This is a genomic window from Pseudokineococcus sp. 5B2Z-1, from assembly GCF_037482305.1.
GTDB lineage: Bacteria > Actinomycetota > Actinomycetes > Actinomycetales > Quadrisphaeraceae > Pseudokineococcus.
The window spans coordinates 68,144-95,140 of sequence record NZ_JBBHZG010000002.1; the positions used below are offsets into that span (position 1 = coordinate 68,144).

Consider the following 26,997-nt stretch of genomic DNA (forward strand, 5'->3'; position numbering starts at 1 on the left):
GAGGACAGTCGACGATGACGACGACCCTGCGACGCCCTGCCACGGTGGCGGCCCTCTGCCTCCCCCTGGCCCTCCTGACCGCCTGCGGCTCCTCGCCCTCGGGCGGCGGGTCCGGCTCCGGCGACGGGCCGCTCACCCTCACCGCCCTGGACTACTTCACCGACGAGCCGTCGCACTCGAACACCGAGGAGCGCCTCAACGCCTGCGCCGCCGAGGTCGACGCGGTCGTCGACCACGAGAGCGTGCCGTCACCGCAGTACAACGCCCGCGTCTTGCAGCAGATCTCGACGCAGGAGCTCCCCGACGTGCTCATGGTCAACAACCCGGACCTGCCGGAGTTCGCCACCACGGGGGCGCTGACCCCGCTGACCGACCTCGACGTGGACACCAGCGGGACCCTGCCGTCCGTGCTCGGCGCCGGTGAGTACGAGGACGAGCTGTACGGGCTCGCCCCGACGGTCAACACGCTCGTTCTCTTCTACGACCAGACCCTCCTGGACGAGGCGGGCGTCGCCGTGCCGACCACCTGGACGGAGCTGGAGGAGGCTGCCGCCGCCCTCACCACCCCGGACCGCTACGGCCTGGCCTACTCCGCGGCGAGCGGCACAGAGGGAACGTGGACCTTCGTGCCCTTCCTGTGGTCCAACGGCGGATCCATGCTCGACCTGACGGCGCCCGAGGCCGTCGAGGCGCTCGACTTCTACACCGGCCTGGCGCGCGACGGGTACGTGTCGGCGTCGGCGGTCAACTGGTCCCAGGCCGACGCCAAGGACCAGTTCGCCGCAGGTGAGGCGGCCATGATGATCAACGGCCCGTGGCAGATCCCCAGCCTGGAGGAGACCGAGGGCCTGGCGTGGGCGAGCACCACCATCCCGGTGCCCGAGGCCGGCGGGGAGGGGACGGCCCCGCTCGGGGGTGAGCTGTGGACGGTCCCCCGCACGGACCCCGAGCGGGAGGCGGCCGCGGCGTCGGTGGTGGCGTGCATGAGCGAGCCGGACACCCAGCTGGAGATGGCGCTGGACGACAACACGGTGCCCAGCTCGGCCGACGCCGCCCAGGAGCTGGCCGAGCAGCGGCCGGAGATGGCGTCCATCGTCGAGACGGTCACGGGCGCGCAGTCCCTGACGAACGACGCCGGCCTCGCCTGGCCCGACGTCAACGCCGCCCTGTCGCAGGCCATCCAGGAGGCCATCACGGGCCAGTCCGACGTGGAGGCGGCCCTGGCGTCCGCGCAGGCCCGGGTGGACGGCTGAGATGCCCGGCACCCAGACCGACGTGGCGAGGACCACCGGGGCCGGGCCGACGGCACCGGCGACGGCAGGCAGCCCGGCCCGGCCGCGCGCCGGTGACGGGCACCGACGGCGGGGCAGCATGGCGCGCCGGCACCGCTGGACGATGTGGGCCTTCGTCCTCCCGGCCGTCCTCTACATGCTGGCGTTCTTCGCGACACCCGTCGTCAACAACGTGTCGATGAGCTTCCGCGACTACACGACGGCGACCTTCTACACGGGGGAGGCTCCGTTCGTGGGCCTCGACAAGTACGCCCAGGTCCTCACGGCCGACTACTTCGGCCGGGTCACCGCCAACACGGCGGTGTTCACCTTCGGCTCGCTGGCCTCCACGTTCGTCATCGGGCTCGCCCTCGCACTGTTCTTCAACCGCACCTTCCGGCTGAACGGCCTGCTGCGGGCGCTGCTCCTGCTGCCGTGGCTGCTGCCCCTCATCATCAGCGCGGCGGTGTGGCGCCGGATGATGGAGGCCAGCAACGGGGTGCTCAACCAGGTCCTCGAGTCGGTCGGGCTCTCCGGGGTCGGCTGGCTCACGGACCCGGACGTCGCGCTCTACTCCGTGATCCTCGTCAACGTGTGGATCGGGATCCCCTTCGTCATGGTGATCCTCTACGGCGGCCTCCAGGAGATCCCCGGTGACCTCTACGAGGCCGCGTCGCTCGACGGGGCCACCGGGGCCCGCGCCTTCTGGTCGATCACCTGGCCGCTCCTGCGCCCCGTCGTGGTCATCGTGCTGATGCTGGGCTTCATCTACACCGTGCGGGTCCTCGACATCGTCCTCGCGCTGACCGGCGGGGGCCCCGGCGGAGCGACGCAGACCTACGCGACGCAGGCCTACGAGCTGTCCTTCACCAACTTCGACTTCGGCGCGGGCGCTGCTCTGAGCAACGTCCTCATCGTGGTCTCGCTGCTGGTCGCCGGCCTGCAGCTGCGGGCCAACCGACGCACCAGCGACCTGGCGGGCTGACATGGACCGGACACGAACCTCACCGCTCCGGACGGGCGTCGGCGTCGTGGTCGTCGCCGTGCTCCTCTTCCCCGTCTACTGGATGGTCAACACGTCGCTGCAGGGCAGCGAGAACCTCCTGACGACGGCGTGGTTCCCCGTCGACCTCGACCTGAGCGGCTACCGCGAGGCGCTCGGCTCCCAGCTCGGCAACCTCGGGACGAGCCTCGCCGTCGCGCTCGGGGCGGTGGTCGTCTGCCTGGCGGTGGCCGCCCCAGCTGCCTACGGGCTCTCGCGCTCGTCCGTCCGGCTACCGGGCGGGGCGCTCGTCGTGATCGCCCTGGTGATCACGCAGATGATCCCGGGCATCGTCATCGCGAACGGGCTCTTCTCGCTCTACAACGGCCTCGGGCTCGTCAACAGCTACCTGGGGCTCGTCCTCGCGGACGCCTCGTTGGGCGTGCCCTTCTGCGTGCTGCTGATGCGCTCGTTCATGGCGAACATCCCCACCTCGCTCGTCGAGGCCGCCAAGATCGACGGCGCGAGCGAGCCTCGGGTCTTCGCCTCGATCGTGCTGCCGCTCAGCCGCAACGCCCTCGTGACCGCGGGGGTCTTCGCCTTCCTGTTCGCGTGGAGCGACTTCCTCTTCGCCCTGACGCTGACGACGGGGTCGGAGGTGACCCCCATCACGCTGAGCATGTACCAGTTCATCGGGGCCCACACCCAGAGCTGGAGCGCGCTCATGGCGACGGCGACCCTCGCGAGCATCCCGGCCGCCGTGCTGCTGGTCCTGGCCCAGAAGTACATCGCGGCCGGGGTCACGGGCGGGGCGGTCAAATGAGGCCAGCGCTCGGCACCGTGCGGTGGCTCTCGTCCCCGACCGCGTCCGACCGTCGTGCGGATCAGCGGCCTCGCAGCGCCTCGCCCATCTGCCGCACGGCCCGCTCGAGCAGCGGCCGGGGCATCGCGAAGGTGAGCCGGACGGAGCCCTCGGCGGCCCGTCCGCACGCGGCGCCGTCGGTGAGCGCGACGCCGGCGCGCTCGCGGAAGAAGGCCGCGGGCGCGGGCCCGAGGTCGAGCGCGCGGCAGTCGAGCAGCGCCAGGTAGGTGCCCTCGACGGGTGCCATGACGACGCCCGGCAGGTGCTCCGCGACGAGGTCCGCGAGGAGGTCGCGGGTCCCCTCGAGGTGGGCGAGCACCTCGTCGAGCCAGGCCCCGCCCTCGGCGTAGGCGGCCGTGGCCGCGAGCACGCCGGGCGTCGAGGCGCCGTGCTCGAGGACGGCGCCGACCTCCTCCCAGCGCTCCGCGTCCGCGTCGCTCGACAGCAGCAGCTGCGCGCACTTGAGGCCTGGCAGGTTCCACGCCTTCGACGCGGACGTCGCCGTCACGGTGTGCCGGGCGGCCGCCTCCGACGTCGACGCGTAGGGCACGTGCCGGTGCCCGGAGTAGACGAGCGGGGCGTGGATCTCGTCGGAGAGCACGCGGGCGCCGTGGCGCTCGACGACCTCGGTGATCGCCGTCATCTCCGCGCGCTCGAGGACGCGGCCGACGGGGTTGTGCGGGTTGCAGAGCACGAGCAGGCCGGCGCCGGCGGCGAGGACGGCGTCGAGCGCGTCGAGGTCGTAGACCCAGCGGCCGCCGTCGCGGGCCATGGGCAGCTCGACGTGCTCGCGGCCCAGCGCCCGCGGCAGGGTGAGGAAGGGCATGTAGGCGGGCGTCGGCACGACGACGGCCGACCCGGGCCGCGAGAAGTGCTCGACGGCGGCCTGCAGCCCGGCGAGGACGTCGCCCAGCGGTCGCACGCGCTCGGGCGGCACCTCCCAGCCGTAGCGGGACGCCGTCCACGCCGCGCACGCCTCGGCCATCGCTCGCTGGCGGGCCGGCGTCAGGTAGCCGAGCGCGCCGGCGTCGACGGCCTCGTGCAGCGCCCGGGTCACCGCGGGCGCCGTGCCGTGGTCGCCCTCGGCGACGAAGGCGCCGATCGCGTCGGGGAAGTGCGTCCACTTCAGCCCGCCGCGGGCGCGCAGCTCCTCGAGGGTGAGGTCGTCGACGCCGCGCCGGGCGTCGGTGCGGGCGGGGCTCGTCACGGTCGACCTCCGGTGCGCGCGGGCGGACGTGCGGGAGCATCCGACCATGACCGAGGACGTGGAGGCCGGACGGGCGCCCGGGGCGACGCCGGCGACGGGCGGCGGACCGGTCGGCGAGGGCCGCCGCGTCGGGTCGCTCGTCGCGACCAACCTCCTCGGCGGCGTCGGCGTCGCGTCGGGCATCGCGGTGGGCTCGCTGCTCGTGGAGCAGCTCGCGGGCACGGGCGCGGCCGGGCTCGGGCAGGCCGTCGGCGTCCTCGGCGCCGCCGTCGCGGCCGTGCCCCTGGCGCGGCTGGCGGCGCGGCGCGGGCGCCGCTGGTCGCTGCCCGTGGGCTACGGCGTCGCGTGCGTGGGGACGGCGGGCGTCCTCGTCGGCGCGGCGACGGCGTCGCTGCTCCTGCTCGTCACGGGGCTGGTGCTCTTCGGCGTCGCGCAGGCGGCCGGGCTGCAGTCGCGCTACGCCGCGGCCGACGGCGTCCCCGCGCGCCGGCGGGGGCGCACCATCGCCGTCGTCGTGTGGGCGACGACCGTGGGGTCGGTCGCCGGGCCGAACCTCGCGCCGGCGGGCGGCCGGCTCGGGGAGGCGCTGGGGCTGCCCGCGCTGGCGGGCCCCTACCTCTTCTCCGGGGCTGCCTTCGCGCTCGCGGCGCTCGTCGTCGCCGTCGCCTACCGGGCTCGGCCGGACGCCGTGCCCGCCCCCGGAGCGCCCGGCCCTGGAGCGCCCGCCCCCGGGGCGCCCCCGGCGGCGGGTGCGCCGACGGCCCCGGCCGTGACCGCCGCGGGGGCGCAGGCGCCGGCCGTGGAGGCCGACGCCAGGGAGCGCGCCACCGGCAGGTCGGCGGTGGTCGGCGCCCGGGCGGCGCTGCGGTGGGCGGCCGGCGACCCGGCGGCGCGCGCCGGGCTCCTGCTCCTGGCGACGGCGCACGGCGTGATGGTGATGGTCATGACGATGACGCCGCTGTCGATGCGGCACGAGGGCGCGTCCCTGCAGGTCGTCGGTCTCGTCATCAGCGTGCACATCGCCGGCATGTACGTCCTCAGCCCGCTCTTCGGGTGGCTCGCCGACGCCTGGGGCGTCCGCCGGACGGCGGCGCTCGGCGTCGCCGTCCTCGGCGCCGCGACCGCGCTCGGCCTCGTCAGCGCCCTGGCGGGCGGGGGCCACGCGCTGACCGCCGCGGCGCTCGTGCTGCTGGGCCTCGGGTGGTCGGCGGCGACGATCTCCGCGTCGTCGCTGCTCGCCGCGACGCCCGACCCCGTGCGCCTGCCCCTGCAGGGGGCCGCGGACGCGGGCATGAGCTACGCGGGCGCGCTCGCCGCCGCCCTCGCCGGGCCGGTGCTGGCGCTCGGCGGCTTCGAGGCCGTCAACGTCCTCGGGGCGGCGCTGCTCGTGCCGGCGGCCGTCGTCCTCGCCGCCGCCGCGCGCGGTCGGGCGGGGACGCGCCCGCCGGCCCGCCCCTGAGAGCCGGCCGGCGGGAAGAGCCCGTGGGAGGACCTCGGCGGGAGGACCTCAGCGGGAGGAGCTCAGACCCGCCCGGGCGGGTCGACCTCGGTGACCCCGCCCCGCAGCGCGGTCGCCTGCTGGGCGCGGGCCTCGCCGTAGCCCTCGAGACGGCTGATGCGCTGGGCGATGATCCCGAGCAGGACGCCGTAGACGACCTTCGAGGTGACGTCGGCGACCGTGTAGGTGATCTGCCGGGCCACGACGCCGTCGGCCGAGTCCCAGATCGCCGGCATGAGGTAGGCGCCGGGGTAGAGCATCCACGTGACGGCGAGGAGCCAGAACACCGCCTTGACGAGGGGGCGGACCTCCTCGGGCAGCCGGCTCGCGTTGCCGTAGGTGGTGCGGAAGACGACCAGGAGGATCACCGCGAAGAAGACGGTGCTGACGGCGCCCCACACCCAGAAGGGCGCCGAGCGGTCGACCTCGTAGAACTGCCCGACGTAGCCGGTGTAGACCATCGCGAGGCCCGCGGCGACGAAGATCACGACGCCCCGCCGGAAGGCCACGCCCGTGACGCCGACGACGACGAGCAGCTGCACGAGCAGCGCCGGGACGTCGATCGACCAGTTCATGTAGCGGAAGCCGTTGGAGAACAGCTGGTCGCCGACGACGTAGGCGCTGCCGTCCCAGACGAAGGTGCGCTGCCACTGCAGCGAGATGACGAGCAGCTCCAGGAAGGCCGACACCATGACGACCGCCGACAGCGACGACGCCAGCCGGTAGCGCGGCAGGGCGTTCTTGCTCGTGACGAGGAAGTACACGAGGCCGGCCGCCATCGCGGCGTAGCCGAAGGTGAAGACGTGGTCGACGATCGAGTACTGGAAGAAGTTGTACGAGAACTGGTTCTCGGCGTTCACGGCGGCTCCGTCCGGCGGGGGCGGGTGGTCGCCGGCGCGGGCTGCGACCGGGCGGTGCTGCCGAGCATGGGACGGTCGGTCGGGAGCTGCAGCGCCAGCAGGGGCCTGCGGGCCCGACGTGACGAGACCGTGACGCGAAGGCCCTGACGGGCGCGGGGCGCGGGTGGCTGCACGCGGACGGCGTAGAAGGCGTCCTCGTGCAGCCACCCCGGCCGGTGGGCCCCGGGTCAGCTGGTCTGGGTGTTGGGCAGGTGGCGCCCGACGTAGCCGACGTAGACCCGGCCGCTGCGCCGGGTGTCGTCGAGGTAGTGCAGGCGCGGGCTGGTCTGGCCGAGGCTCAGCAGCTTCATGTGCGCCCACATCGGCGCGCGCCCGGAGGGGTCCACCTCCACCGGCACGGGCAGCAGCCGCGGCGCCCGCAGGCGCGGGTCGTTCTGGACGGTCGAGCTCTCGCCGCGCGCGTGCCGGCCGGCGGGCCACGAGCACATCCCGTCGGGCGTGCGCTCGAGGTAGCCCTGCACGTCGCTGTCCACGGACCCGTCGGCCTTCGCCGCGGCGTAGTCGCGCAGCGCCAGCAGGGCCTCCCAGGTGCGCTGCACGTGCAGGCCCGTGTGGACGACGTCGTCGAGCTCGAGCGCCCGGGCCGGGTCGCCGGTGAAGACGACGCGCGCGAGGCGGCCGGCCGCGAGCCGCTCCAGCAGCTCGGCCGTCGTCGCGGGCACGGCCTCGTCCTCGTCGGCGGGCGCGGTGGACCAGGCGTCGATCTCGACGCCGCTGCGCTGGACGCGCCGCTGGAGCTCGCGCAGGCGGCGCTCGGCCTCCAGGCGCGCCTGCTCGGCGAGGGCGCGCTCGAGCTGCTCCTCCTGGTGCGCGGCCTCGGCCTCCTCGAGCCGGGCCTGGGCGGCGGCGAGGTCGCGGCCGAGGTCCTCGAGCAGCGCGGTGGCGGCGACGGCGTCCTCGTCGGGCGCCGTCCCGGAGCCCGCGGTGGAGCGGTCGACGACCGAGCGCAGGAGGGTGACGGCCTGCTGGGTGAGGATCTCCGAGCCCGTGAGGTCGCGCAGCAGGGCCCCGAAGGCGCGGCGCAGCTCGGGGTCCCGGCGCTGCTCGCGCGTGCCGGGCGTGCCGAAGGGCCGCGGGCCGTCGTCGGGCTCCGCTGCGGGTGGGGCGGCGGGAGCGGCGGCGGCCGGCTCGGGCCGGCGCGGCGAGGGCACCGGCACAGAGCCCTCGGTCCGGCAGGGCTCGGACGTCGGCGCGGCCGCGGGCTCGGGGAGGGCCTCCGTCGCCTGGACCGGGCGCGTGGGCGCCTCGACCGGGGGGAGGGCGTCGACCGGCGGGAGGGCGACCTCGGGACACGACCGGTCCACGGCCCACCGCTCCTCGTCGCCCGGGGCGACGAGGAGCGGCGAGAAGGTGCACGACCGCCGCGACGGTGCGGCGGCGCGGGAGCGGGTGTCACGGCTCATACCGGGCGCATCGGCACGCCGGGCCGTTCACCTGAGCGGGTGAACGGCCCGGCGCGTCGGGACGTCGCTGCGGCTGGCTCGGCGGTCCCCCGGGTACCGCCGAGCCGGCCGATGCTCGGACGCGCGAGGGCCCGGTCGACCCTTCGCCGACCGGGCCCCGTGCCGCCTGACCCGCGCTAGGAGAGCAGCGGGTCCCCCCACGCCCCGTGGCCGTGGCCGATGCCGTCACCGGCCGTGCGCAGGACCAGCGCCAGGTCGGTGGCGTCGCCGAGGTCGACCTCCACCGGCACGGCCGGGGTCCCGCGCGTCATGACGGGCGAGGTCCACACCTCCTGCCCGTCCAGCTCGACCGCGAAGACGAAGCGCCGCCCGTCGCGGGCCGCGTGCTGCTCGACGCCGACGAGGGAGGTGAACGTGTCGAAGTCCCACGGCTCGAGGTCGTACTCGATCCGCGCCTCGGCGTGGACGCCGAGGCCCTCGGCGAAGGTCGTCACGCCGTCCTCGGTGAGCAGCTGGATCGGCTGGCCCTCGATCGTCACGTCGCGGCCGGGGGTGCCGTAGCCGACGACCGCCGACTCCCAGCTGATGTCGCTGAGGGGCAGCTCGTCGACGACCTCGAAGCGCACCTCGTACGTCGTCTCGAGCACCCCGTCGGCGCTGCGCGCCGTGACGACGGCGACGCCCGGCCGGCCGGCGGCCTGCTCGACGCTGACGTCCACGTCGTCGGACGCGGGCACGGCCTCGACCACCGGCGCGTCGCCCGCCAGCGCGCTGGACGACGTCAGGACGTAGTCGGTGACGTCGGGGTGGAACCCGGCGACGGTCTCGCCGTCGACCCGCAGGTCGGCCAGCAGGTCGAGGTCCACCGAGCGGCGCGAGAGGGCGGTCCGGTCGTCGCCCGGGCCGACGCCGCGCAGGACGTAGGAGACCGAGCGCGGCTCGTCGGCGCTGACCGTGTACTGCGGCAGCGCCGCGTCGGTCCAGCTGTTGCCGAGGCCGGTCTGGCGGCCGTCGACGGTGAGGTGCACGACGTCGTCGGCCGCCACCTCGAACGGGTGGGCCGCCGCCTCGATCGCCGCCTCGCCCTGGTGCAGCGCGGTCACCTCGAGGTCCTCGCCGGAGACCATGAGCCCGGCGCCCGCGGCGTCGGTGAGGCTGGCCCACCGCACGCCCGTGTGGTTGCCCGTGGCCTGGGGCACGACCTGCGGGAAGAACTGGTCGGCGACGTCCCCGCTCCAGCGGCCCATGCGGGCGCCGTCGTGGCGGTCGGTCCACGTCTCGTGCTCGCCGCGCCCGTACCAGGTGAGCTGGTCGAGGTCGGCGGGCAGGTCCATGACGGTGCCGACGGCCGGCACCTCGGACAGGGCGGGCTCGGCCGCCGAGGTGCTGCGGACGACGACGTCGCCGCTCGCGAGCACGAGGTAGCCGAGGCGGAACTGCGGCCGGCTCGGCGTGGGCAGCGTCCCCTCGACCTGCACCTGGACCGCCCCGTCGCCGGCGCGGCGGACGTCGACCGAGGTGATCTCGCGGTCGGCGCCGGCGTCCCGCCACGGCGCGGCCCGCGACGCCAGGCCGTTCTCGACGTCGTTCTGCGTGGGGGCCCGCCAGAAGTCGGGCACGGGGCCCTGCTCGAGCAGCTCGCGGCCCTCGTGCGTGAAGGACGTCATGGTCCCGGTGGCCTTGTCGACGGCGACGGTGAAGCCGTCGCCGGCCACCTGCACCTGCGCCTCGTCGTCGGCGACCGCCAGCTCCCCCTCCTGGGCACCCTCCTCGGTCCCGCTGCCAGTGGCCAGCAGGTCGGGCGCCGGGGGAGCGGTCCACGGCATCCGCAGCTGCGTCGAGGCCACCTCGTGGCCGGCCGGCGCCCAGGCGGTGGCCTCCGGCAGGGCGAAGGACACCGTCAGCCAGTACTGCGCCCCGGGCGGCGGGTCCTGCGGCGCCGCGACGGGCAGGTCGACCCAGCCCTCCGCGCCGGGCGCCAGCGCGACGTCGAGGTCGCCGGTGCCGACGACCTCGTCGTCCTCCCGCAGCACCCAGGTGGCGTCGAGCTCGGAGAGGTCCGTGGCGACGTGCTCGTTGCGCAGGCGCACGCGCGGCCCGGCGTCGGCGGCCAGGTCCTCCTCGACGACCTCCACCGGCGCGTAGACGGCGGCGACGTCGAGGAGCTCGGGCTGCACCGTGCGGTCGGGCAGCACGAGCCCGTTGACCTCGAACCACCCGTCCGTGGCGTAGTCGCCCCAGTCGCCCCCGTAGGAGAAGTAGGTGTCCTCCTCGGGCGTGCCGGGCTCGACGGGCAGCGCGTCGACGCCGCCGTCGACGGGCAGCCGCACGGCCTGGTCGGCCCAGTCCCAGATGAAGCCGCCCTGCAGCTCGGGGTCGGAGTCCACCAGCTCCCAGTACTCGGCGATGTTCCCGGTGCTGTTGCCCATGGAGTGCTCGTACTCGCTCATGATCCAGGGCTTGCCGCCGCCCCGGTCGACGCGCTGCTGCAGCTGCGACAGCGGCGGGTAGAAGAAGCCGTCGACGTCGGCGAGGGAGTTGTCCTGCTGGAAGTGCAGGAGACGGCCCGGGTCCTCCTCCTTCAACCACGCGGCCATGTCCTGGAACACCGGGCCGGAGCCGACCTCGTTGCCCATGGACCACCACAGGACCGAGGGGTGGTTCTTGTCCCGCTCGTACATGCTCCGGACCCGGTCGAAGACCGCGTCGTACCAGTCGGGCGCGTCCCCCGGGAAGGGCCGCATGTCGTGCGTCTCGAGGTTCGCCTCGTCCATGACGTACAGGCCGATCTCGTCGGCGAGCGAGTACAGCGCGGGGTGCGCGGGGTAGTGCGAGGTGCGCACCGCGGTGATGCCGTGCTGCCGCATGAGGACGAGGTCCTCGCGCATCTGCTCGAGGGTCAGCGCCTGGCCGGTGTCGGGGTGCATCTCACCGCGGTTGACGCCCTTGATGTCGAGCTTCTGCCCGTTGAGCGTCATCACGCCGTCGACGACGCCGAACTCGCGGAAGCCCACGCGCGTCGCGGTGGTCTCCACGACGCGGCCGCGGGCGTCGAGCAGCTCGTGGACGAGCGTGTAGAGCGTCGGCGTCTCGGCGGTCCACAGGGCGGGGGAGTCGACGTCCATCGCGACGACGACGTCGGCGGCCCCGCCGGCGGCGACCTCGACGTCGGTGGTCGTCGTGGCGACCGTCCGGTCGTCCGGGCCGTGGAGGGTCGAGCGCAGGCGGGTGCCCGCGGCGGCGGCGCCGGGCGCCGCGGTGACGCGGGCGTCGACCGCGAGGACGGCGTCGTCGAGGTCGTCGTCGAGGTCGGTGCGCACGGCCTGGTCGTCGAGGTGGACCAGCGGTGTGGAGTACAGCTCGACGCTCCGGAAGATGCCGGACAGGTCGATCATGTCCTGGTCCTCCAGCCAGGACCCGTCCGACCAGCGGTGCACCTCGACGGCGACGGTGTTGCGCCCGCGGTGGAGGGCGTCGGTGACGTCGAACTCGGCCGGCGCGTAGCTGTCCTCGCTGTAGCCGACGCGCTCGCCGTTGACCCACACGGTGAAGGCGGACTTGACGCCCTGGAAGGCCAGGACGCTGCGCCGGCCCTCCCAGCGCCCCGGCACGAGGACGTCGCGGCGGTAGGTGGCCACGGAGGCGCCCTGCGTCGGGGTCTGCGGCGGGGCGATGCGGCCGTACCCCTGCCAGGGGTGCTCCTGGTTGAGGTAGACGATGTCGCCCGTGCCCGGCTCGCCGTAGCCGTCGATCTGCCAGTCGTGCGGCACGGACACCCGGTCCCAGCCGCGGTCGTCGTAGCCGGGGGCCTCGAAGCCCTCGGGCGCCGCGTCGGCGCTCGGGGACCACCGGAACGCCCAGGTGCCGTCGAGCGAGCGCATCCAGCGCGAGCGCTCCTCGGCGGTGAGCAGGTCGGGCGCCTGCAGGGCCGCGCCGGCGCTCGTCAGCGGGACGGTGCGCGCCGTCGCGGGCAGCCGCCCCTCCTGGAAGACGCCGGGCGTCCCCGACCAGGGCGTCGGCTCGGTGGCCGTGGCCGGGGCGCCGGGCACGAGCCCCGCGACGAGGCCGGCGCCGAGGGCGAGCGACACGAGGGTGGACGGACGGCGCACGCGCGCCCGCCGCAGGGCTGGGAGGGATGTCCGCTCTGACACCGATGTCACGGTACATGCCCCGAGCACGCGACGGGCCGGTCCGTCGGCGCGGACGCCGGGACCGGCCCGTCGCGCCGCCCCCCGGGCGGCCGGCGCTCAGCCGCCGGCGAGCATCCCCCGGATGCGCCGCGTGCCGAGGAGCCCGCGCAGGTAGTCGCGGTTGCGGGCGCTGACCGACAGGCCGTCGCCGCCGTAGTGCTCGCACGTGATGGGACCGCGGAAGCCGAGCGCGACGGCGTCGGCGAGCATCTGCCGGTAGCTCATGACGCCGGTCTCGAGCGGCGCCGGGGCGGTGCTGATGGCGCCGGTGGTCTCGTCCTCGGTGCGCAGGTAGTTCTTCGCGTGCCAGAAGTTCGTGTGCGGCAGCACCTTCGCCGCCATCTCGGTCCAGCGCTCGACCGGCCGGTGGAGGCGCTGGAGGTTGCCGAGGTCGGGGTTGAGGCCCACCTCGGGCAGGTCGACGTCGGTGACGAGGCGGACCGCGCCGTCGGCGGTGCCGACGTAGGTGTCCTCGTACATCTCCAGCGACAGGACGAGGCCGTTCTCCGCCGCGTGGCGGCCGAGCTCGCGCACCCGGTCGACGGCGAGGCGGTAGGTCTCCGGGTCCTCGTCCGGGCCGGCGTCGACGGGGCCCTGCGCGGTCCAGAACCACAGGGCGCGCTGCTGGGCCGGGAGCAGCGCCCGGAAGAAGCCGACGTTGAAGACCTCGGCGCCCACGGCGGCCGCGGCGTCGATGCCGCGGTGCAGCGTCGCCATGTGCTCCTCGCCGTGCTCGGGGTCCACCGGGCTGCGGCGGGCCGAGGACACCGCCGGCACGCGCAGGCCGAGGTCGGCGACGACGTCCTGGAACTCCCGCAGGCGCTCCGGCGAGAGGTCCCCGATGCGCAGCCAGGACTCGGTCGGGTCGACGCAGTCGAAGCCCGCGTCGGCGACGTCGCCGAGCGCGAGCGCCCACTCCTCGGCGCTCTGGTCCTGCACCGAGGTGCCGTCGGGGAGCGTGCCCGGGTACTGGATCATCGCGGCGGCGATGGGCCAGTCCTCCGGGCCGGTCGGGGTGGTGCGTGCCTGCTGCAGGGCCACGGTGCCTCCGGGTGCGTCGGGCGGACGGGCGGGCGGGCGGGGCCACCTGGGTGCGGACGGGCGCCCCCGGTGGCGACCCTCCCAGACCGGCCGCCGGTGCGCCCCTAGGCTCCCGGACCGGGTCGGCGTCGAGCGGGGGGAGCACGGGTGCAGGGCGTCGTCGACGGCTTCGCGACGATCCTGCTCGTCATCGCCGCGGGCGCCCTCGTGGCGCACCTGCGCGTCGTCGACGAGGCCGGGCGGCGCGTCCTGTCCCGCGTGGCCTTCACGGTCGCGAGCCCCGCGCTCATGGTGGTCGTCCTCGCCGACGCCGACGTCTCGCGCCTGTTCACCGGCTACGTCGCCGCGATCGCCGCGGGGGTGGTCGTCACGGCGACCACCTACGCCTGCCTCGCCCGCTGGGTCTTCCGCCGGGACCTCGCGGGCGGGGTCGTCGGCACCCTCTGCACCGGCTACGTCAACGCCGGCAACCTCGGGCTGCCGGTGGCGGCGTACGTCCTCGGCGACGCCGCGCTCATGGCCCCCGTACTGCTGCTGCAGATGCTCGTCCTGCAGCCGGTCGCGCTCGCCCTGCTGGACCGCGCCGCCGCCGAGCGGCGCCCCTCGGCGCTCCGGCTCCTCACGACGCCGGTGCGCAACCCCATCACCGTCGGGGCGCTCACCGGTCTCACGCTCAACCTCACCGGGTTGCGGCTCCCGGTGGCCCTGGGGGCGCCGCTGGACCTCGTCGCCGGCATGGCGGTCCCCACGATGCTCCTCGCCTTCGGCGTCTCCCTGCGGCTCGGCCCGCTGCCCGGGCGCGGCACGTCGGCGCCCGAGCTGGCGGTCATCACGGTGCTCAAGACGCTCGTGCAGCCCGGCGTCGCCCTGCTCGTGGCCGGCCCCGTCCTGGGACTGGCGCCCGGGGACGTCCTCGCTGCGGCCGTCATCTCGGCGCTGCCGGCGGCCCAGAACGTCTTCGTGGTCGCGGCCCGCTACGACACCGGCCCCGGCCCGGGCAGCGCGCTGCTCGCGGCGCGCGACGCCGTCTCGACGACGACGCTCGTCTCCGTCCCCGTCATGGTCGGCCTGGCCGCCCTGCTCGGGTGAGGGCCGTCAGCGGCTGGTGGTGCCGGTGACGACGTCGACGAGGCGCAGGAAGCCCTCGACGTCCCACGCCGCGCGGCCGACGAAGAGGCCGTCGACGCCCGGGACCGACAGCAGGTCCGGTGCGCCGGCGACGTCGACCGAGCCCCCGAAGAGCACGCCGGCCACCCGGTCGCCGAGCTCGGCGACGAGCGGCTCGACGACCTCCGCGACCTCCTCGGGTCGCGCCCGCCGGCCGGCGGCGCCGATGGCCCAGACGGGCTCGTAGGCGACGACGACGCGGGCCGCGGCCGCGGGCTCGAGTGCGTCGACGGCGCTGCGCACCTGGTCGGCGACGTGCTCGGCGTGCCGCCCCGAGGAGCGCACCGCCGTGGTCTCGCCGACGCAGAGCAGCGGCACGAGCCCGTGCCGCAGGACGGCGCGGACCTTGAGGGCGACGCGCTCGTCGGTGTCGCCGAAGTGCTCCCGCCGCTCCGAGTGGCCCACCTCGACGAGGCGGGCGCCCGCGTCCGCGACCTGCGGCACGGACAGCTCGCCCGTCCAGGCCCCCTCGTCCTCCCAGTGGGCGTCCTGCGCCCCGACGAGCACGTGAGGGGCGCGCTCGGCGAGCAGGGCGGACACCTCGGCCAGCGCCGTGGCCGGCGGGACGACGAAGACCTGCGGCACGCCCGGCCCCGCGCCGGCGCCGGGCTCGCGCCCGCGCGCGGCCAGGCCGTCGACGAGGCCGCGCGCCCACGCCAGGCCCTCGGCGCGCGTCTTCGTCATCTTCCAGCTCGTCCCCACCCAGCGGGTGCCGCGCGGGGGCAGGGGGACGGGAGGCGCGGCGGTGCGGTCGGGGGCGGACGGCTGCGGCGCCACGGGCTCAGCGCTCCCGCTGCCGGTCGAGCGCGGCGTCGAGGTTCACGGCGGCGGAGATGAGCGCGAGGTGGGTGAAGGCCTGCGGGAAGTTGCCGAGCGCCTCGCCCGAGGGGCCGATCTCCTCGGCGTAGAGCCCGAGGTGGTTGGAGTAGGTGAGCATCTTCTCGAAGACGATGCGCGCCTCCTTGAGGCGGCCGGCGCGCGTGAGCGCCTCGACGTACCAGAACGAGCAGAGGTTGAAGGTGCCCTCGTCGTCGTCGAGCCCGTCGTGCCCGGTGATGGCGTACCGGTACACGAGGGAGTCGGCGACGAGCTCGTCCCCGATGCGGTCGAGGGTCGACAGGAAGCGCGGGTCGGTCGGCCCGGCGAACTTCACGAGCGGCATGACGAGCACGGAGGCGTCGAGCAGCCGGCTGCCCGGGTGCATGGCGTAGGCCCCGAGGTCGGGGTCCCAGCACTCCTCCTGCACGAAGCGGTGCGCCTTGTTGGCGATCTTGCGCCACTTCTCGGTCGGCGCCGGGAGGCCGCGGTCGCGCGCCACCCGCAGGGCCCGGTCGTAGGCCACCCACGTCATGAGCGCCGAGTAGGTGAAGCGCTGGCGCGGGCCGCGGACCTCCCACACGCCCTCGTCGGGCTCCTGCCAGTGCTCGGCGAGCCAGTCGAGGCGGTGCCCGAGGGTCGTCCACAGGTCGTAGCTGATGGGGACCTGGCGGTTGTAGAGGTAGACGGAGTCCATGACCTCGCCGTAGACGTCGAGCTGGCGCTGGGTCACGGCCGAGTTGCCGATGCGCACGGGCCGCGAGCCGCGGTAGCCCTCGAAGTGCTCCAGCACGGTCTCGGGCAGCTCCTCGCTGCCGTCGATCCCGTACATGATCATGACGTCGTGCTCGAGGGACGCCGCCTCGCACCGCTCCTTGATCCAGTCCATGAACGCGGCGGCCTCGTCGAGGAAGCCCAGGCGCATGAGGCCGTAGACCGTGAAGGCGGCGTCGCGCAGCCACGCGTACCGGTAGTCCCAGTTGCGCGCGCCGCCCAGCTGCTCGGGCAGCGACGTCGTCGGGGCGGCGACGAGGGCGCCGGTGGGGTGGTAGACGAGCAGCTTGAGCGTCAGCGCCGAGCGCTGGACCATCTCGCGCCAGCGCCCCCGGTAGCGCGAGCCGGAGACCCAGCGCTGCCAGTAGTCGCTCGTGCGCGTGAAGAGGTCGTCGGTCTCGTGCAGCGCGAGCGGGCGCACGACGCCGCGCCACTCGAGGACGACGTCGACCTGGTCGCCCTCCTCGACGCGGAAGACGGCCTCGACGCCGCGCCCGTCGTCCGTGACGCGCAGGGGCGCCGACGTCCGCAGGACGAAGTCGCCGGCCGAGGAGCTGAAGACCGCGCCGATGTCGTCGACGAGCCGCACCTCGTGCGGGACGCGGCCGTAGTCGAAGGCCGGGCGGCACACGAGGTCGAAGGTCGTCATGCCGCGCACCGCGGTCGCGCGCCGAACGACGAGGTCGCGCGCGGCGGCGACGTCGCTGGTCTCGGGGACCATGAAGTCGACGACCTCGCCGACCGAGTCCCGCGTGAGGTAGCGGGTCAGCAGGATGTTCGTGTCGGGCAGGTACAGCTGCTTGGGCCGGGCGCCCGCACGGGCCGAGAGGCGGAAGGAGCCCCCGCGGTCGGCGTCCAGCAGCGAGGCGAAGAGCGACGGCGCGTCGAACCGCGAGGGGCAGTACCAGTCGATCGTGCCGTCGGTGCCGACGAGCGCGACCGTCCGCAGGTCGCCGATGACGCCGTGCTCCTCGATGGGCAGGTAGCGCTCGTCCACCGCCCCAGCATGGCCTGAGCGGGGGCGGACCCAGGAGAGGCCACGGCTCGTGGCGCCGCGCCTCCCCGCCCGATCGCCGCGGTCCGTCCCGGTCAGTCCCCGTGCACGCGCCGATGTGACCGGGCTCGTGACGCCGACACCCGTTGACTGCGTAGTCAGGAGCGCTCTACGGTTCAGGCCGCAGGCACCGTGACAGCGCAGTCAACGTGAGGCGGCATGATGACGACGACCGACCCCGGAGCCGCGGCGACGCCGGCTCCCGCGGTGGTCGACGGCCCGCCCTCCGGGGAGCGACGCGCCCCCGTGGTCGTCATGACCGACGTCGCGCGCGCCGCGGGCGTCAGCCAGAAGACGGTCTCGCGCGTGCTCAACGGCTCGGCGCACGTGCGCCCCGAGGTGCGGGAGAGGGTCCGCCGCGCCGTCGACGAGCTCGGCTACCGCCGCAACGCCGCCGCCCGCGCGCTCGTCCGCGGTCGCACGCACGTCATCGGCGTCGTGGGCCTCCGGTCGGCCCTCTACGGGGTCTCCCAGCACGTCATGGGCCTCGAGCGGGCGGCGCAGGCGAGCGGCTACGGCGTCGTCGTCGTCTCGACCGAGTCGGGGGAGGCCGACGAGGTGCTCCGCGGCGTCGAGCGGGCGCTCGAGCTCGGCGCCGAGGGCGTCGTCCTCGTCGAGCCCTACTTCGACACCCGCGCCCTGCGCGGCCCGCTCGCCGGCACGCCCGTCGTCGCCGCGGCCCGCTCCGCGCACGAGGGCCAGCGGACCTGGACGGTCGACGCCGACCAGGTCGGCGGCGTCGAGGAGGCGGTCGAGCACCTCGTGGCCCTCGGGCACCGGTGCATCGGCCACCTGGCCGGGCCGACCACGTGGCGCAGCGCGCTGGTGCGCGAGCGCACGTGGCGCGCCGCCGTCGAGGCCCGCGGCCTGCCCGTCGTCGAGCCGGTGCGCGGCGACTGGAGCGCCCGCTCGGGGTACGAGGCGACCCGCGAGCTGCTCGCCCGCGAGCCGGCCGGGAGGGTGACCGCCCTCGTGGCCGCCAACGACCACATGGCCGTGGGCGCGATGCGTGCGCTCGCCGAGGCGGGGCTGTCCGTGCCGGACGACGTCTCGCTCGTCGGCTTCGACGACGTGCCGGAGGCGGAGTACCTGCCCGTGCCGCTGACGACGGTGCGCCAGGACCTCGCCCTCGTCGGCGAGCGGGCCGTGGCGAGCCTCGTCGAGCTCGTCGAGGGCCAGGCGCCGGCGGGGACCGGCGACGAGCCGCGCCTCGACGTCGTGCCGGTGGAGCTCCGGGTCCGCAGCAGCACGGGCCCGGCCCCCCGCGCCGCCGGGGGTGGTCGCCCGCCGACGTGACGAGCCCGGCCCGGCAGCGCCGGGCCGCGCGACCGCAGGACCGCACGACCGCACGACCGCAGGGACCGCAGCACGACGACGAAGGAGTCGCCCGACCATGACCGCACCCCGCACCCCCCTCCGCTCCCGCTCCCGCGGCCGCGCGCTCGCCGCGGCGCTCGCCGGGACCGCCCTCGTCCTGTCCGCCTGCGGCGGTGGGGGCGACGGCGGCGGCGGTGGCGGCGACGCCGGCTCGGACGTCGAGCCCGTGACCCAGGAGCAGATCGACGAGGCGATGTCGACGCCGACCGAGCTGACGTTCTGGACCTGGCTGCCCGACGCGCAGAAGGAGGTCGACCAGTTCGAGGCGGCCTTCCCCGAGATCTCGGTGAACCTCGTCAACGCCGGCCAGGGCCTCGACCAGTACACGAAGCTCCGCACGGCGATCCGGGCCGGCGAGGGCGCCCCCGACGTCGTCCAGATCGAGTACCAGTACCTGCCGTCCTTCACCCTCGGCGGGGACCTGCTCGACCTCGGCCCCTACGGCGCGAGCGAGCTGCAGGACTCCTACCCCGAGTGGGTGTGGGAGCAGATCACCGAGGGCGACGCCGTCTACGGCATCCCGCAGGACATCGGCCCCATGGGCTCGCTCTACCGCCAGGACCTCCTCGACCAGGCCGGCATCGAGGCCCCCACCACGTGGGCGGAGTTCGAGGAGGCGGCGCGGACGATGAAGGAGGCCGTCCCCGGCACCTACCTGACGAACATGCCGGGCAACGACCCGGGCCAGTTCGTCGGGCTGCTCTGGCAGAACGGCGCCAAGCCCTTCGGCTTCGACGGCGACCAGACGGTCACCATCGACCTCGACACCCCCGAGGTCACCGAGGTCGTCGACTACTGGCAGGGCCTCATCGACGAGGACCTCGTCTCGACGGACGCGGACTTCAACGACCAGTGGTACCAGGGTCTCGCCAACGGCAAGTACGCCTCGTGGCAGACGGCGGCCTGGGGCCCGGTCTTCCTCCAGGGCACGGCCGGGAACACCTCGGGCCTGTGGCGCGCGGCGCCGCTGCCCGCCTGGGAGGAGGGCGACACCGCCACGGGCAACTGGGGCGGCTCGACCGACGCCGTCCTGTCCTCCACGGAGAACCCCATCGCCGCCGCCCAGCTGGCGAAGTGGATCAACACCGACCCCGAGCCCGCGCTGACGCTGGCGCTCGACCAGTTCCTCTTCGTGCCGCACGACGTCGTGCTGGAGGACCAGGAGTTCCTCGACGCGGCGCCGGAGTTCTTCGGCGGCCAGCAGGTCAACAAGCTCTACAGCGAGCTGACCACCGAGGTCGACACCGACTTCGGCTGGCTGCCGTTCATGGACTACGTCTACAACTCCTTCAACGACACCCTCGGCACGGCGATCGACGAGGGCGGCGACCTGGAGGCGGGCCTCGCCGCGTGGGAGGACGACATCACCTCCTACGCCGAGCAGCAGGGCTTCACGGTCCAGTGACGGCCCCCACCACGACCGGCTCGGCCGGGGGCACCACCGCCCCCGGCCGGGCCGGCCCCCGCCGTCGCGGGCACAGCCCCGCCGTCCGCCGCCAGCACCGCGCGGCGTACCTGCTCGTCGCGCCGTTCATGGTCGTCTTCGCGGCGATGCTCGTCGTGCCGCTCGTCTACGCGGCCTACCTCTCGCTCTTCCGCGAGCAGCTCGTCGGCGGCCGCAGCTTCGTCGGCCTGGCCAACTACGCCCGCGCGCTCGGCGACTCCGCCTTCGGCGAGGGCGTGCTCCGGGTGAGCCTTTTCCTCGTCATCCAGGTGCCGATCATGCTGGGCCTCGCCCTGCTCTTCGCCCTGGCGCTCGACTCGGGGCGGCTCTACGCGCAGCGGTTCGTGCGGCTGTCGATCTTCCTGCCGTACGCCGTCCCCAGCGTCGTCGCGACGCTCATGTGGGGCTACCTCTACGGCCCCGACTTCGGCCCGTTCACGCAGGTCGCGGAAGGGCTGCAGCTGCCCGCCCCGCCGTTCCTGTCGTCGAGCTGGATGCTCGGCTCGCTGATGAACATCCTCACGTGGGAGTTCATCGGCTACAACATGATCATCATGTTCGCCGCGCTGCGCGCGGTGCCGGCCGACCTGTACGAGGCGGCGCGCATGGACGGCGCCGGCGAGCTCCGCATCGCCTGGTCGATCAAGATCCCCGCCATCCGCTCGGCGATCCTGCTCACCGTCATCTTCTCGGTCATCGGCTCCTACCAGCTGTTCAACGAGCCGAACCTCCTCCAGACACTGGCGCCCAACGTCATCGACAGCGCCTACACGCCGAACCTCTACGCCTACAACCTCGCCTTCACGAGCCAGGACCTCAACTACGCGGCGGCCGTCGCCTTCCTCCTCGCGGCGGGCATCGCGGTCGTCTCCTACGTCGTCCAGCTCACGAGCCAGCGGAGGGCCCGCTCATGACCGCGACGACGCCGGCGCCCACCGTCGAGGAGGTCGAGCCGCAGCCGCGGCCGCGGCCCAAGGGCTCGACCGGGCGCAAGAGCCCGCTGCTCACCGTGCTCGTCCTGCTGACGCTGCCGTACTTCCTCCTGCCGCTGTACTGGCTGGTGGTCGCGTCGACGAAGGACAACGCGGACCTCTTCTCCTCCTTCGGGCTGTGGTTCGCGGACTTCAACCTCGTGGACAACCTCCGCGACGTCTTCACCGCGCAGGGCGGGGTGTTCTGGTCGTGGATCGGCAACACGGCGCTGTACGCCGGCGTGGCCGGCGTCGGCGCGGCCTTCCTCGCGACGGCCGCGGGGTACGCCTTCGCCAAGTACTCCTTCCCCGCGGGCACCCTGCTCTTCTCGATCGTGCTCGGCGCGATCATGGTGCCGACGACGGCGCTGGCCATCCCCACGTACCTGCTGTTCGCCGAGGTCGACCTCACGAACACGCGGTGGGCAGTCATCCTCCCCAGCCTCGTCAGCCCCTTCGGCGTCTACCTCATGCGGGTCTACGCGGCGGACGCCGTGCCGACCGAGCTCATGGAGGCGGCGCGCGTCGACGGCGCGGGGGAGATGCGCATCTTCTTCACCGTGGCGCTGCGGCTGCTCGCCCCGGGCTTCATCACCGTGCTGCTCTTCCAGCTCGTCGCGACGTGGAACAACTACTTCCTGCCGCTGATCATGCTGAGCACGCCCAGCAAGTTCCCGCTCACCGTCGGCCTCGCCCAGTGGCAGTCGACGGCTGCGGGCGGCTCGGGGGCGCAGGCCCTGTTCTCGAGCGTCATCACCGGCTCGCTCGTCTCGATCGTGCCGCTCGTCATCGCGTTCCTCTACCTCCAGAAGTACTGGCAGGCGGGGCTCGCCACCGGAGGTGTCAAGGGATGAGTCCCGCTGCAGCAGAAGGTCGAGGAGAGGGGAGCGCGCCGCCCGACGACGTCGGGCGCAGCTGGGGCGACGCCCCGCTGACGCGCCCGCCCGGTGCGCCGCCCGCGCCGCCGGAGCGGCCAGCCGGGGCGCTGCCCCTGCCCGACCGCGTCCTCTTCGGCGCCGCCTACTACCCGGAGTACACGCCCGAGCCGCGGGTGAAGACCGACCTCGACCTCATGGTCGAGGCGGGCTTCACCGTGGTGCGGGTGGGGGAGTCGGTGTGGTCGACGTGGGAGCCCGAGGACGGCGTCTTCGACCTCGACTGGCTCGAGGAGGCCCTCGACGGCGCCCACGAGCGCGGCATCTCCGTCGTCCTCGGCACGCCGACGTACGCCGTGCCGATGTGGCTGGTGCGCAAGCACCCCGAGGTCGCGGCAGTCGACGAGACGGGCCACCCGCGGGCGTGGGGCGCGCGCCAGGAGGTCGACTACACGCACCCGGCCTTCCTCTTCCACGCCGAGCGGGTCATCCGCGCGGTGGTCGGGCGGTACGCGGCGCACCCGGCCGTCGTCGGCTTCCAGGTCGACAACGAGCCGGGGCTGCACCTGTTCTCCAACCGCTCGGTGGTGCAGGGCTTCGTCGACGAGCTGCGCCGCACCTACGGGAGCGTCGAGGCGCTCAACGACGCGTGGGGCCTCACGTACTGGTCGCACCGGCTCTCGACGTGGGCGGACCTGTGGGAGCCGCGCGGCAACGCGCAGCCGCAGTACGACCAGGCGTGGCGCGCGCACCAGGCCCGCCTCACCACGGACTTCATCGCGTGGCAGGCGGGGCTCGTGCGCGAGATCGCCCGGCCCGACCAGTGGGTGACGACGTGCGTGTCGTACACGCGACCCGCCGTCGACGAGTACGAGGTCGACCGCGCCCTCGACGTCGCCGCCGGCAACCCCTACTACGCGATGCAGGACGCGCTCGCCGTCCCGGCGCCGGCCGCGCCGGTGCCGCAGGGCTGGGCGACGGCGGGCACGTGGTCGGTGGTGCACAGCGCCGACCGGATGTGGGCCTCCAAGCAGGCGCCCTTCCTCGTCACGGAGACCAACGCCGGGCCCATCGGCGGGTCGTCGACGAACTTCCCGGCGTGGGACGGGCAGTGGCGCCAGGTGGCGTGGGCGATGGTCGCCCGCGGCGCGCGGATGGTCGAGTACTGGCACTGGCACACGCTGCACGCCGGCACCGAGACGTACTGGGGCGGCGTGCTGCCCCACGACCAGCAGCCGGGGCGGGTCTACGAGCAGCTCGCGCAGCTCGGCGCCGAGCTGGGGACGGCGGGCTCCCTCGTGGCGGGGCTCCGGCCCGACGCGCAGGTCGGCCTCCTCTTCTCCGTGCCGTCGAAGTGGGGCCTGGCCTTCCAGCCCTACGACGGCCCGCGCGGCGCGGGGCACTCGCCGCCCGACGAGACCGCCTACGAGCGGCTCACCGGGCCGTGGGCCCGGGCGGCGTTCGACGCCGGCCTCGGCGTGCGCGTCGTCCACGACCGGCAGCTCGTGGAGGCGGGCGCCGTGGTGCGGGAGCCGGCGGACGTCGTCGCCGAGCTGCCGGTGCTCGTCGTCGCGGGGCTCTACGTGGCCGAGGACGCGCTGCTGGACTGGCTCGCGGCCTACGCCGCGGCGGGCGGCCACCTCGTGCTGGGCCCGCGCACGGGGTACGCCGACCCGCTGGCGCGGGCGCGCCGCGAGGTCAAGCCCAGCCGCCTCGTCGGCGCGGCGGGCACCTCGTACCAGGAGTTCAGCAACCTCGGGGAGCCCGTCCCCGTGCGCTGGGCGGACGGTGAGCCGCCCGCGCTGTGGCCCGCCGACGCGGCGGCGACGACGTGGGCCGACGCGCTCGTGGTCGAGGGCGCTGAGGTGCTCGCGCGCTACGAGCACCCGCAGCTCGGCCGGTGGCCCGCGGTGGTGACCCACCGGCACGGCGCCGGGCGGGTGACGACGGTCGGCACCGTGCCCGACGCCGCCACCGGCGCGGCGCTGCTCGACTGGTGCGCCGGCCTCGACGGCGCCGCGCCGCGGGAGGACCGGCGCTGGGGCGGCGGGCCGTCGGTGACGGTCATGAGCGCCACCGCCGCCGACGGGCGGCGGGTGCACGTGGTTCACAACTGGTCCTGGGACCCGGCGCGCGCGCATCTGCCCGCGGCCGCGACCGACGTGCTCGGCGGCCAGGCGCTCGCCGAGGACGCCGCGCTCGAGCTCGGCCCGTGGGACGTGCGGGTGCTCGTCACCGGCTGAGGCCGCCCCGCGCCACGGCACCAGCACGGACGACGGGGCCCGCCCCCTCCTCCCGGGAGGGGACGGGCCCCGTCGTCGTGCGTCAGCGCTCCCTCGTCAGCGCCGGACCTCCACCACGAGGTCGGCCGAGGCCTCGAGGTCGGTGCCCCAGTCGTCGGCCATCGTGGTCGTGCAGGTCATCTCGACGACGCCGGGCGCCGTCGCGGTGCCCCGCAGGACGAGCGCCGTGCCCTGGCCGGCGCCGTAGTCGCGGCGCCCGACGCGGTCCGCGGTGCCGTCGACCGGCGCGAGCGAGGCCGCCCCGGCCCCGGCCTCACCGGCGTTCGTCTGCACGCAGGTCGTCGCGAGAGAGGCGCCCACGAGCGTCCCGGCGCCGGTGTTCTCCACCTGCGCGGGCACCGTGAGCCTCTGCCCGACCTTCGCCCGGACCTCGTCGCGCCGCAGCTCCATCCCCAGCTCCGCCTGGGTCGGCGGGGCGGTGACGACGACGTCGAAGGTCGTCGCCGGGGTGGTGTTGCCCGCGCTGTCGCTCGCCGTGCACGTGACCTCGGTCGTGCCGAGGGCGAAGACCGAGCCCGGCGCGGGGGCGCACGTCGGCGTGACGACGCCGTCGCGGGTGTCGCGGGCGGCGGGCAGCGCGTAGTCCACCGGCGTGCCGTCCGGGTCGGTGGCCACGACCTCGACGGTCTGCGGGCCCTCGAAGCGCGGCGGGAGGAAGTCCTCGGGCCGCGGCGGCAGCTGCGACGGGTCGACGACGCCCCAGTAGGCCGGGAGCACCTGCAGGTCGTCGTCGAAGGGCAGCGGCTGCTCCCACGGGCGGGGGCCGGGCCACGTGCGCAGCCAGCTGCGCGCGTTGCTGATGCCCCAGAAGGTCACCGACGCCAGGGAGTCGCTGTGCGTGCGGAGCATGGCGAAGAGGTCGCGGTAGTAGTACCCGAGCTCGGCCGCCGCCTTCTCCCGGTCCTCGGTGACGGGCACGTACGTGCCGCCGCTGCCGACGTCGGCCCCGCGGTTCTCCGTGGAGGAGTTGACGTCGAGCTCGGTGATCGCCTGCAGCAGCGACGGGTCGAGCGCGGTGACGGCGTCCATGGTGTCGTCGAGCCACTCCACGGGCCGGGCGAAGTCGACGTGCGCCTGGTGCCCGACGCCGTCGACCGGCACGCCCCGCTCCTGCAGCGCGGCGACGAGCGAGAGGTAGTCCTCGCGCTTGGACGGGATCTCGGTGTTGTAGTCGTTGATGAAGAGCTCGACCCCGGGGAAGTACTGGTCGGCCAGGCGGAAGGCCTCGTCGACGAAGCCCTCGCCGAGCACCTTGAACCAGCGGCTGTCGCGCATGTCGTGCGGGTTGCCGTTCGGCCCGTCGTTGATCACCTCGTTCACGACGTCCATCGCCCAGATCGGGCTGTCGCCGTCGGGGTAGCGCTCCGCGACGTGCTCGGAGATCGCCCGGATGTGCGCCTCCATGCGCGAGCGCAGCAGCGCCTGGTCCTCGGGGCTGCTCGTGAGGGGCCGGTCGCCGTCGAGGAAGAACCAGTCCGGCGTCTGGGAGTGCCAGACGAGCACGTGGTAGTAGACGTCGGTGCCGGTCGCGTCGGCGTAGTCCAGCAGGGCGTCGAGGTCGCCGAAGGTGAACTGCCCCTCGACGGGCTGGATCTCGGCGGGCTTGCCGTCGTTCTCCGGCGTGAAGGCGCTGTAGTGCTTCTGCAGGAGCTCCGAGGGACGGCCGACCGTCTCGCGCGGGTCGATCGCGACCCCGGTGTGCTCGATGTTGTCCGCCGCCAGGACGTCCTGGAGGGCCGGCACGTCCTGGATGGGCGTCTCCTCGACGCCGACCACCGCGACGTCGTCGAGGTAGAAGTCGACGCCGGCGGTCCCCTCGACGTAGAGGGTCGCCGTGTCGACCGGCGCGCCGAGGGTGTAGGTGCCCCGCAGCTCGGTCCAGGCGTCCGCCGTGACCTGGCCGCTGGCCCCGGCGACGCCGTCGTAGCTCGTGGCGGTGCCGCGGTCGCGCTGGACGGTCGCGTTCAGCCCCGTCGGCTCCTGCCCCGGGGCGAGGCGCACCCACATCGAGACCTGCACCCGCTGGCCGATCGCCAGGGCGCTCGTGACGTCGAGCGCCGGGCCCTGCCAGCTCTGCAGGCGGTTCGTCGTGAGCAGGCTCGCGCTGCCGCCGTGGGCGTCGTCGGTCGAGAGGGCGACCTGGGCGTCGCCGCGGGGGCCCCAGCCCTGCAGGCCGTCCTCGAAGTCGGTGCGCAGGTCGCTGCGCGTGCTCTCGCCCGGCGGCGGCGCGGCCTCGCCGACGATGCTCACGTCGTCGACGTAGTACGCCTGCGTGGCGTCGGGGCTCTCCAGGTAGAGCTCGAGCTGGCTGTTCCGCGTGCCGTGCTCGTAGGTGCCGCCGACCCGCGTCCAGCCGCTGTCGGTCACCGGCACCTGGTAGGCCACCGAGTCGAACGCCGCGTCGCCGCCCTGCGGCGTGCGCGCGACGCTCATCGTCACCGCGTCCTCGCCGCTGCCGTCGACGAGGCGCACCCACGCCTCCACCTCGTACGTGCCGGCGGGCATGAGGCCCAGCGCGTCGAGCGCCGGGCCGTTCCAGGCCTGGGTCCGGCCGGTGGTGAGCAGGCTGGCCTCGCCGGTCCGCGCCTGCGCGGTGCTGACCTCGACCTCGGCGGTGCCGCGGCCGAACCATCCCGACAGGCCGTCCTCGAAGCCCGTCTCGTAGACGGTCGCCGGCTCCGCGCCGGCGGTCGGTGCCAGCACCACGCCGAGCGGTGCCAGCACGCCGAGGGCCAGGGCCCCGGCTCCCAGACGTCGTCGTCCCATGGAGCTCCTCCTCGTGCGCAGCGCCGTCGCTGCGACTAAAACGATTTCCACACCGTGCCCCGGAAGGGGACCACGG

Annotated in this window: 18 protein-coding genes; 10 read left to right on the forward strand and 8 right to left on the reverse strand. The window is 74.6% G+C overall.

Features of this window, described 5'->3' with window-relative positions:
* Positions 1 to 14 precede the first annotated feature (14 nt).
* From WDV85_RS04590 to WDV85_RS04600, 3 genes are read left to right on the forward strand one after another with little or no spacing between them, the layout of a single operon-like run.
* A complete protein-coding gene (locus WDV85_RS04590) occupies positions 15 to 1,253 on the forward strand; it encodes a sugar ABC transporter substrate-binding protein (protein ID WP_339569504.1) in 1,239 nt (412 codons plus the stop codon).
* A gap of 1 nt (position 1,254) precedes the next feature.
* Positions 1,255 to 2,256 (forward strand): carbohydrate ABC transporter permease, encoded by a 1,002-nt coding sequence (locus WDV85_RS04595; RefSeq protein ID WP_445263203.1) that lies wholly within the window; start codon positions 1,255 to 1,257, stop codon positions 2,254 to 2,256.
* A gap of 1 nt (position 2,257) precedes the next feature.
* On the forward strand, positions 2,258 to 3,076 hold the full coding sequence (locus tag WDV85_RS04600; protein ID WP_339569506.1) for a carbohydrate ABC transporter permease: 819 nt from the start codon (positions 2,258 to 2,260) through the stop codon (positions 3,074 to 3,076).
* Between the two features lie 61 nt (positions 3,077 to 3,137).
* Here WDV85_RS04600 and WDV85_RS04605 read toward each other — a convergent pair whose 3' ends face one another.
* Positions 3,138 to 4,322: a MalY/PatB family protein gene (locus tag WDV85_RS04605; RefSeq protein ID WP_339569507.1), complete on the reverse strand. Its 1,185-nt coding sequence runs from the start codon at positions 4,320 to 4,322 to the stop codon at positions 3,138 to 3,140.
* Between the two features lie 46 nt (positions 4,323 to 4,368).
* On the opposite strand from WDV85_RS04605, the gene WDV85_RS04610 reads away from it, so the two are divergent.
* Entirely contained in the window at positions 4,369 to 5,781 is a 1,413-nt protein-coding gene (locus tag WDV85_RS04610; protein ID WP_339569508.1) for an MFS transporter, read from the forward strand.
* A 62-nt stretch (positions 5,782 to 5,843) separates the two neighbouring features.
* Here the strand turns inward: WDV85_RS04610 and WDV85_RS04615 are convergent, their stop codons facing one another.
* From WDV85_RS04615 to WDV85_RS04630, 4 genes are all read right to left on the reverse strand, one after another.
* Entirely contained in the window at positions 5,844 to 6,680 is an 837-nt protein-coding gene (locus tag WDV85_RS04615) for a bacteriorhodopsin (protein WP_339569509.1), read from the reverse strand.
* A gap of 227 nt (positions 6,681 to 6,907) precedes the next feature.
* Entirely contained in the window at positions 6,908 to 8,143 is a 1,236-nt protein-coding gene (locus WDV85_RS04620) for a hypothetical protein (RefSeq protein ID WP_339569510.1), read from the reverse strand.
* A gap of 176 nt (positions 8,144 to 8,319) precedes the next feature.
* A complete protein-coding gene (locus WDV85_RS04625; RefSeq protein WP_339569511.1) occupies positions 8,320 to 12,294 on the reverse strand; it encodes a glycoside hydrolase family 2 TIM barrel-domain containing protein in 3,975 nt (1,324 codons plus the stop codon).
* A 96-nt stretch (positions 12,295 to 12,390) separates the two neighbouring features.
* Positions 12,391 to 13,311, reverse strand: coding sequence for a sugar phosphate isomerase/epimerase family protein (locus WDV85_RS04630; protein WP_445263220.1), 921 nt, complete (start codon positions 13,309 to 13,311; stop codon positions 12,391 to 12,393).
* A 210-nt stretch (positions 13,312 to 13,521) separates the two neighbouring features.
* On the opposite strand from WDV85_RS04630, the gene WDV85_RS04635 reads away from it, so the two are divergent.
* Positions 13,522 to 14,463 carry an AEC family transporter gene (locus tag WDV85_RS04635; protein WP_298990175.1) on the forward strand — a complete coding sequence of 314 codons (942 nt, stop codon included), beginning with the start codon at positions 13,522 to 13,524 and terminating at the stop codon, positions 14,461 to 14,463.
* A gap of 6 nt (positions 14,464 to 14,469) precedes the next feature.
* Here the strand turns inward: WDV85_RS04635 and WDV85_RS04640 are convergent, their stop codons facing one another.
* Both WDV85_RS04640 and WDV85_RS04645 read right to left on the reverse strand, forming a co-directional pair.
* Positions 14,470 to 15,318 carry a triose-phosphate isomerase gene (locus WDV85_RS04640; protein WP_339569513.1) on the reverse strand — a complete coding sequence of 283 codons (849 nt, stop codon included), beginning with the start codon at positions 15,316 to 15,318 and terminating at the stop codon, positions 14,470 to 14,472.
* 4 nt (positions 15,319 to 15,322) lie between these two features.
* Positions 15,323 to 17,128, reverse strand: a complete 1,806-nt coding sequence (locus WDV85_RS04645) for a glycoside hydrolase family 15 protein (RefSeq protein WP_339569514.1) — start codon at positions 17,126 to 17,128, stop codon at positions 15,323 to 15,325.
* Positions 17,129 to 17,344: 216 nt separating this feature from the next.
* Between WDV85_RS04645 and WDV85_RS04650 the strand changes: the two genes are divergently transcribed.
* The 5 genes from WDV85_RS04650 to WDV85_RS04670 all read left to right on the forward strand — a co-directional run bounded on the left by WDV85_RS04650 (position 17,345) and on the right by WDV85_RS04670 (position 24,095).
* Positions 17,345 to 18,481, forward strand: coding sequence for a LacI family DNA-binding transcriptional regulator (locus WDV85_RS04650; protein ID WP_339569515.1), 1,137 nt, complete (start codon positions 17,345 to 17,347; stop codon positions 18,479 to 18,481).
* A gap of 97 nt (positions 18,482 to 18,578) precedes the next feature.
* Positions 18,579 to 19,967, forward strand: a complete 1,389-nt coding sequence (locus tag WDV85_RS04655) for an ABC transporter substrate-binding protein (RefSeq protein WP_339569516.1) — start codon at positions 18,579 to 18,581, stop codon at positions 19,965 to 19,967.
* Positions 19,964 to 20,920 (forward strand): carbohydrate ABC transporter permease, encoded by a 957-nt coding sequence (locus WDV85_RS04660; protein ID WP_339569517.1) that lies wholly within the window; start codon positions 19,964 to 19,966, stop codon positions 20,918 to 20,920. Before WDV85_RS04655 ends, WDV85_RS04660 begins: the two co-directional genes overlap by 4 nt.
* Positions 20,917 to 21,831 carry a carbohydrate ABC transporter permease gene (locus tag WDV85_RS04665; protein WP_339569518.1) on the forward strand — a complete coding sequence of 305 codons (915 nt, stop codon included), beginning with the start codon at positions 20,917 to 20,919 and terminating at the stop codon, positions 21,829 to 21,831. Before WDV85_RS04660 ends, WDV85_RS04665 begins: the two co-directional genes overlap by 4 nt.
* The gene (locus tag WDV85_RS04670) at positions 21,828 to 24,095 is read left to right on the forward strand and encodes a beta-galactosidase (RefSeq protein ID WP_339569519.1); all 2,268 of its coding nucleotides are present in this window, start codon (positions 21,828 to 21,830) and stop codon (positions 24,093 to 24,095) included. The genes WDV85_RS04665 and WDV85_RS04670 overlap by 4 nt, the downstream gene beginning before the upstream one ends.
* Positions 24,096 to 24,191: 96 nt before the next feature.
* Here the strand turns inward: WDV85_RS04670 and WDV85_RS04675 are convergent, their stop codons facing one another.
* Complete coding sequence (locus WDV85_RS04675; RefSeq protein ID WP_339569520.1) at positions 24,192 to 26,921, reverse strand: endo-1,4-beta-xylanase; 2,730 nt, start codon at positions 26,919 to 26,921, stop codon at positions 24,192 to 24,194.
* Positions 26,922 to 26,997: the final 76 nt, after the last annotated feature.